This is a genomic window from Prevotella sp. P4-119 (genome assembly GCF_002251345.1).
In the GTDB taxonomy this organism is placed as follows: Bacteria; Bacteroidota; Bacteroidia; order Bacteroidales; family Bacteroidaceae; genus Prevotella.
The window spans coordinates 1-6,966 of record NZ_NPJB01000094.1 but is presented as its reverse complement, the minus strand read 5'-3'; the positions used below and the strand labels follow the sequence as shown (position 1 = coordinate 6,966).

The 6,966-nt window shown below is 43.4% G+C and carries 8 protein-coding genes; 5 read left to right on the top strand and 3 right to left on the bottom strand.

Annotation, left to right across the window (positions count from 1 at the left end):
- Positions 1–435: 435 nt before the first annotated feature.
- The 4 genes from CIK89_RS12150 to CIK89_RS12135 are packed head-to-tail and all read left to right on the top strand — an operon-like array spanning position 436 to position 2,686.
- A complete protein-coding gene (locus CIK89_RS12150) occupies positions 436–1,236 on the top strand; it encodes a hypothetical protein (protein WP_144007417.1) in 801 nt (266 codons plus the stop codon).
- A gap of 36 nt (positions 1,237–1,272) precedes the next feature.
- The gene (locus tag CIK89_RS12145; protein ID WP_144007187.1) at positions 1,273–1,815 is read left to right on the top strand and encodes a hypothetical protein; all 543 of its coding nucleotides are present in this window, start codon (positions 1,273–1,275) and stop codon (positions 1,813–1,815) included.
- A gap of 30 nt (positions 1,816–1,845) precedes the next feature.
- Positions 1,846–2,409, top strand: coding sequence for a cob(I)yrinic acid a,c-diamide adenosyltransferase (locus CIK89_RS12140; RefSeq protein ID WP_094391626.1), 564 nt, complete (start codon positions 1,846–1,848; stop codon positions 2,407–2,409).
- Between the two features lie 55 nt (positions 2,410–2,464).
- Complete coding sequence (locus CIK89_RS12135) at positions 2,465–2,686, top strand: DUF2795 domain-containing protein (RefSeq protein WP_021852076.1); 222 nt, start codon at positions 2,465–2,467, stop codon at positions 2,684–2,686.
- Positions 2,687–2,721: 35 nt separating this feature from the next.
- On the opposite strand, the gene CIK89_RS12130 is transcribed toward CIK89_RS12135, so the two are convergent.
- The 3 genes from CIK89_RS12130 to CIK89_RS12120 all read right to left on the bottom strand — a co-directional run bounded on the left by CIK89_RS12130 (position 2,722) and on the right by CIK89_RS12120 (position 5,983).
- Positions 2,722–4,839: a DUF2779 domain-containing protein gene (locus CIK89_RS12130; protein WP_094391625.1), complete on the bottom strand. Its 2,118-nt coding sequence runs from the start codon at positions 4,837–4,839 to the stop codon at positions 2,722–2,724.
- On the bottom strand, positions 4,812–5,552 hold the full coding sequence (locus CIK89_RS13735) for a hypothetical protein (protein ID WP_216820476.1): 741 nt from the start codon (positions 5,550–5,552) through the stop codon (positions 4,812–4,814). Before CIK89_RS13735 ends, CIK89_RS12130 begins: the two co-directional genes overlap by 28 nt.
- A gap of 68 nt (positions 5,553–5,620) precedes the next feature.
- On the bottom strand, positions 5,621–5,983 hold the full coding sequence (locus tag CIK89_RS12120; RefSeq protein WP_094391624.1) for a hypothetical protein: 363 nt from the start codon (positions 5,981–5,983) through the stop codon (positions 5,621–5,623).
- Positions 5,984–6,520: 537 nt separating this feature from the next.
- Here CIK89_RS12120 and CIK89_RS12115 point away from each other — a divergent pair.
- Positions 6,521–6,966 (top strand): hypothetical protein (locus CIK89_RS12115; RefSeq protein ID WP_144007416.1); only part of this gene is annotated, 446 nt, incomplete at its 3' end.

The window sequence follows — 6,966 nt, the reverse complement described above, 5'->3', positions numbered from 1 at the left end:
GTTATTTAACTAAAAGTGTTAGTTATGTAACGTATAGTTCTTATTCTTAGGCCATATTTGTTTCTTAGATGTTATATTGAAACATCAATGCATAATAATTATAGTGATAGTTTTGTTGTTAGGTGAAATATGTGTAAATTTGGGCAGTAAAACAGTAAGTGTATCATTATGTTTGTAGTATTACTTGTAGGAATAGTGGCATATCTTATAGTCTATTGGCTTTTCAAACCCAATTGACTATAGACAGTATAAAGTATTGGTATTGTACTTTTCATAGGTACTTGTGCTCAAAAGACTCAAATATATTTGGCTTTTTATTCGCTTATTCGTACCTTTGACCTTCGGTCTTAGGTAGGCTGCATTTCGGAAAAGAAAATAAAAGTGAACTTTTATTTTGCATTTCGCTCGATTTGCACTACCTTTGTGAACATGAAAATGGGAAAAGGTAGAATGCTGATGATAATGTTTGTGCTTTTGATGCATCATAGCATAATGGCGCAAACAACAGCGGAGCGAAATGGAATGGAGACTATGCGACGTGACTCCATTGAAGTTTCGCACAATGATTCATTGGCAGTTTACCGCACGTTACCAAAGACCATAGGTGCTGTGCGAGCAGAAACTAATGCAGTTTCCCCAGTTCAATATCCTACAGACAATGTGATGATGCTGCCAAGAGTCGTAGTAGGAGAGGGTGCTATTGCCTACGAAAATCCTATGATGCGTCCTTCGCTGACGGTCAATGAACATCTGAAGTTTGATGTAGATATGCAGTCAGCTGACTATATCGGCATGGCCTCTACGCGTTCATTATTTGCTGCAGGATATTATAATGTAGGCCCGTTGACGTTCAGCGCCAATACCAATGTCAACAGATTTCTCTTGCCTACAGGAGTGTATAATCAATATGGTGTTGGTGGAAGTGTCCACTATGTTTTTTCTGAAAACTTATCAGCCACAGTCTTTGGACAATATTACGCTACCAATCCCTATTTCTCCATGGGCGCTTATTCACTGGTTCCAACGTCGCGTTATGGTGGGTATTTTACGGTGGAAAACCACAAGGTCGGTATGCATTTGGGAGCTCAACAGATATACGATCCATTTCAGCATCGGATGTTTATGGAGCCTATTGTGACACCAATCATCAAGATGGGCAAGATCAATGTAGAGATGCCAATGGGTCCATTGATACGAAGAACCTTGGAGCGAATGACACATAGTGGGCGTCGTTAAGGCCCAATCATAATGCCAAATACTAATTTCTGAACTATGAAAGGACGTTTAAACATGTTATGGGTTTGGCTCTGCCGTATGGGTTGCAGTAGAGGTTTCGGCATTCAGTCGCCGACCGACTACGCTTTTGTACGTTATGTGATCAACGAACACTGGCCTTACTATGCCTATGACGAATTGGACAATCTTGCTCATAATGCTACAGAGCGCAAGTTAGGACGTCTGTATTTCCGACTTGCCAACTGGCGTCAACCATCGGTGATGTTGCGTGACGAGTATGAGGCATGGTGGCATGCAGGTTGTCGCAAGATGCGTCTGACCGATTATCCACAAGAAGCAATGGGCAATCGTGGTACATTTCAGTTGGCGCGTATTACGATAGAGGACGATGCCGACCTACTGTTACGTCATGCCGATGAAGAGTCGGTGCTTGTTGTGGAAGGCATTCATCGCAATACTGAACGCTGGCGCCATATCAAGGAATGTGAGCAGGTCACTATAACCTACGACCTCTATTATTGTGGCATAGTGCTTTTTGACAGTCATCGCTATAAACATCATTATCGTGTGAATTTCTAATTATAATAAATATAATAACCTTTTAAGTCTATGAAGATAACAAAAGTATATACCCGTAGAGGTGATGGTGGACAGACCTCACTTGTCGGCGGTGAACGTGTAAGTAAGTCATGTGCCCGCTTAGAGTCCTATGGCACCGTCGATGAACTATCGTCCCACTTAGGACTTTTAGCAGCTTTGTTGCCTGAAGGCGATGATAAGGCCATGATACAACGTATCCAGAACAATCTGTTTAACGTATGCACTAACTTAGCCACCAATCAAGATACCACACCGCTTTATCCCTCAGCCCATTTGCCAGAGGGCGAAACCGCATTGCTTGAGCGTCAGGTTGATGAGATTATGGCGATGTTGCCCGAACGTCAAGGCTTTGTATTGCCAGGTGGAACCCGTGAAGCAGCGCAAGCGCATGTTTGTCGCACGGTATGCCGACGTGCCGAACGTCGCATCTGCGAGTTGGCGAAAGAGGCTACTGTATCAGTCGAAGTTTCTGAATATATCAACCGATTGAGCGATTATTTGTTTGTTTTTGCAAAAAAACTCAATCATATTGCCGGTCAGAGTGAAAAAATATGGCAGAATGTTTGTAAATAAGAAAAATTATGTTACTTTTGCGGGCAAAATAAAAAACCTATAAAAAAAAAGCAATATGTATTGGACACTTGAATTAGCATCTAAACTTGAAGATGCACCATGGCCGGCAACCAAAGATGAATTAATAGATTATGCCATCCGTTCGGGCGCACCGCTCGAAGTGTTGGAGAATCTGCAAGAGATAGAAGACGAGGGTGATGTCTATGAGAGCATCGAAGACATTTGGCCCGACTATCCTACCAAAGAAGATTTCCTTTTCAATGAGGATGAGTATTAGAGAAGATGAAATGGGGTTTGAATTCAAACCCCATTTCATCTTTGTACCATATCGTGAAAGTATTCCCAGATAAATACCATCGACATCGTGTCGAGCTCGCAATAGCGCAGAAGCGCCTGGCGCAATGCCTCGTTCATCGTTTCGCCCTCGCAGAACATCAACTTGTTATAGGCCGTCAGGGCTGCACCGCCATTGGCCACTTCGAAGTTCTTTTCATCAGTGGATAGCTGTTCCATTTGGTCCATGTCTTCATCGCTCATGCCAATCAAATCGCCTACTGACGGCAGTTGGTGGTAAGGGCTGTCCACATGCCCGGCAGCATCTATGGTTATCCATGCTAGCGGATTGTCAGACAATATGTTGCAGCTCTTGATTTCTGAGCCATAGATAGGTTTGCTGTACTTATCTTTCAGATACTGACTACTGTTCAGGACGGCAGGCAGCACCTGCTTGATGCTGTTGCTGCCGTGCATCTCGTCCAGCTGGTAGAAGTAACGTTTCACTACTTGCAGCAAATCCACCATGTCGCGTAGTCCCTCGTAGAGTTCGCCTTTCTTCTCGTCATGGTTGTGCGTGACGCTGCGAATAAAAGCTATCAGTTCATCTTTGTCTGGCTTGTTGCTGTCAGCCAACTGCTTAGCGATGGTGCACAGAATGCTGTTCTCATGGGTAGCATAGCGGAAGATGGTGCCTTTGTCTTTAGACAACTGCCGACGTAGCTCGCGTACAAATTCGAAATTGGGGAACTTCGTCACATCTTCGTTCAGATACTGTCCGGCATGCTCAATGCGTCCGTCTTCGTAGATGATGTGATGTGAGAACTGGAAGGCCACTTGTTCGTATGGCTTCATACCTATATAATAAGGCAGGGCAACAGCTGTCGTCTCGAAATCGATCATGTGGAGTGGATACTTCCACTTCGCCATCTCTTCGCGAAGACCATCTACGTCTAAATAGGTATTGCCGTTCAGATGCGCTTTAAATCGGCTTAAGATGCCGTCGTTCCCAGTTTCCAGTCCAATCTGCAGCCATTTCCGCTGATAGTCGTCCAAGCCAGGTGCATCCGGTGTTTTCTTGTTATAAGGCTTCAGTTCTGTTTCCGTCAACTGATCCATGAAATATTTTCCCTCGCCGACCCATTTGCTGCGATTGGTGCTCAGGTTGCTTCCATTCAGCGTGGCGATGTGAGGCCGATGGTCGTAGTCATCTTCACTCACCTGCGTTAGCCAGCATTCACGCTTGCCATCCTTCTTCTTGCTGCCCTCTACGCAGTGGAACTCGCACTTCAGACACTTGCCAGCCAACTCCACATCCGAAGGACAAGGATTGTCCTTGCAATAGTAATCGGCTGCCCAATGGATAAACGGCACAAAGCGCATCCCCATGCAGGTAGGATTCTTATCTGTTGTCTGCTCAGTGGTTTCGCCAGCAATAATGGTATCGCAGAGTTCATCCACATCGAAAGGTGTTACCACCTGCACCTTACTTTGGGCTATCCGTTGGCGAGCATCGGGCGCCATTACGGCCTCAGCACGATCTTGCTGGTTCTTCTCAATCTTGAACAGTTGGTTCAGACCATCGATATCTGCACGCTTGCTCTTATCAGCCATCATCAGGAAAGCCTTGACGCTGTAGTCCTCGTTGGGATACAACTCTTTCAGGGCTTGGCATACCACATACTTCTGGAAGGCTACATCATAGACGTAGGGACGAATGCCGCTGGCTACGGCTCCCTTGGGCCTAGAGCTGATAAAATTATCCGTTTCAGGATTCCACGACTTAGCCTTCACCTCTATCAGTTTGATGTTGTTACCATCTTTCTTCAGGATATCCACACGCACAAAGAGATTGCCGAAGCAGAAGGCTGCCTCGGCGATGTTCACCTGGTCACGCAGCATCAGTTCCTGTGTACGCTTCAGTGAATCCTCGTGGCCCATGATGTCCTTCAGGTCACAATCGGCAGGCACATCGCAATAGATCTTTGCCAGTTCACCCACTTGGAAACCGCCTTCAGCCAACGACTCCAAGAACTCGTCGTTGGCATTGGCGTTCTCATACTCGTCAGGCCGTCCGTAGTAAAACAGCTTATGCGGACAGCTCAGTGCAATCTTAAACGCTGATTTGGTCAATAATCGAGAGCTGGTAACAACCATGATGAGGGCCTTTTAACTTTATGAATACGTTCAGTCAGATCACCTATGTGGTATTTGATATCATTATCGCCAAGGCAGTACCAGTCGTCTTCATCGCTTGGCTCCTCGTAATTGATATGATTGCGGTATTTTCCATCTACATCGTCTGCTATCAGTTCAGTCAGCACCTCTTCCGTCGCATATACGATGGCTCCGGCTAATCGCGGATGGTTCTGCGCTAACCAAGGAAAGAAGTTCTCGTCGAGTGCCTCGTCGTTCATATCTCTTAATGGACCGTTTTCAAGAGCATTGCTATATACATATACGAGTAACGGGAACAATTCTTCTGGCAGCATGTCGAGGGTCACATCGTATTTCACACCATTGATGATCAGACTGACATCAAGCGCATCGATTTCCTGATAGCCCTCGTTGATATCCTCATCAACGAAAAACTCCTTCTCGTCGTCTTGCAGCGTGAATTTCAGCATATCCGTTGTGGGCTCTGCAGGTTCGTGACACCCTTCTTTCTCCATCTCTTTGGCGTAAAGGGCAAAGAAGTTGGTTTTCAGTGCACAACTAATGCGCCTCAACAACACCGTATCGATGTTGTTGCGCTGTAGGATATTATATACATTGGTTCTTGATTTGTAGATGCGCCTGCCCAACTCTCCATGTTTTACGCCTTGGCGCTTCATCTCTTCTTCAATGAGTTTTCCAATATTGATTTCCATAAGCGTTGTTGTTTTTAATTATTATTGTTGCAAAAGTAATCAATAAATACCAATCTGCCAAATTATTATCAAGAAAAAGGTATAGGTTTGACTATTGCTTCAATGGTGTTGATGACTTTGGTAAGTTTGTCAACATCGTCAGGATTGTATTTGCGGTCTTGTTCCAGAATGGCTTTCAGTCCCGTCAATGCATCGGCAGGTTCGGTAAATGCCATCTTGTGCAAGTGTTCAGGTACTCTCTGGGGGGAATCTGGCATTGAAGCCTCGAGCAGATGATACAAGAACTTGTAGTATAGCATCATTCCCCAGTTGCCGCTTTCAACAGCTGCACTGTGCTGATTGCGTACCTGTATCAAAGGAAGGTTACGAAACAAATAGTCACTGACTCTTCTCCGTCTGTTGTCGTTTGTTGTAGGAAATTGATGTGCCATAATCTTAATTGTTTTTAAAGGGTTCTACTTAAATTTTCCGCTGCAAAGATACGACATTTTTAAATACCCTCCAATCAAAAAGTGTCAATGTTTTGAACAAGTATTGTTATTCGTCAATAAGGCACGCTTATTTCTACTAAACCGTTCTTTAATCAGCGCCAACAGTTCCTTTAAGGAGAATGATTCATTCCCAGGTGGGAATGCTAGACTCCCAGGCTGGGAACAAAACATTCCCAGGCTGGGAATAATCGTCCGTTATTCCTGTTTGTGTCTGACATCGGTTACAGTAACCATAACCGTTGGGGCGGACATTAAGTCTTACAAGATGGAGCATTAATACTATTAGGGAGAGAAACGACATCTTTTCATTGTATGCCTTTACCCAAACGGTCATGTGCCTATACCCGTTTTGAATAGTATTTCAAGGCATAAAATCTCTAACACACCCATTGTTGTCAGAAAAATAGACAACAAATCCTTTGGCTATTAAAAAATAGTTTGTACATTTGCAGCAGAAAACAAAAACGTTTAACTTATATGAAAAATGATAAACCCATCAATGGTAATTTACTAGAAGAGAAAATTAATCCTCTTTTTAATCAGCTTTGTGAATTACTAAAGAGCACGTCTTTTACTGATTTAAAGACAATGTATCAAAATGAAGCAAGTAACTACGTTAAAGAATCAACGAAGCAGAATAGAAAGAGCAAGGCTTTGGATTTAAATAAATATATGCAATGTAAAGAAATAGTAGATGCAAAAGTAGGAAAGAAAGAATTCAATCAATTTAAGAGAGACTTATATGATATAGGATGGTTACGTTATAACATAAATGATATTTTAGACTTTTATAATGCAGGAGATCGATTATATACTTTGAGCGTTTATGACACAATTTCTAATGTCGTTAGGATACTAAAAGAAAAACCATATTCGTTGTTTATAGATAATCCAAATTGTAAAACTCCATTGCCTTCATGGAA

Coding starts and splice junctions, on each gene's coding strand:
- CIK89_RS12150 (WP_144007417.1), top strand. CDS start 436: ATGGGAAAAGGTAGAATGCTGATGATAATGTTTGTGCTTTTGATGCAT.
- CIK89_RS12145 (WP_144007187.1), top strand. CDS start 1,273: ATGAAAGGACGTTTAAACATGTTATGGGTTTGGCTCTGCCGTATGGGT.
- CIK89_RS12140 (WP_094391626.1), top strand. CDS start 1,846: ATGAAGATAACAAAAGTATATACCCGTAGAGGTGATGGTGGACAGACC.
- CIK89_RS12135 (WP_021852076.1), top strand. CDS start 2,465: ATGTATTGGACACTTGAATTAGCATCTAAACTTGAAGATGCACCATGG.
- CIK89_RS12130 (WP_094391625.1), bottom strand. CDS start 4,839: ATGGTTGTTACCAGCTCTCGATTATTGACCAAATCAGCGTTTAAGATT.
- CIK89_RS13735 (WP_216820476.1), bottom strand. CDS start 5,552: ATGGAAATCAATATTGGAAAACTCATTGAAGAAGAGATGAAGCGCCAA.
- CIK89_RS12120 (WP_094391624.1), bottom strand. CDS start 5,983: ATGGCACATCAATTTCCTACAACAAACGACAACAGACGGAGAAGAGTC.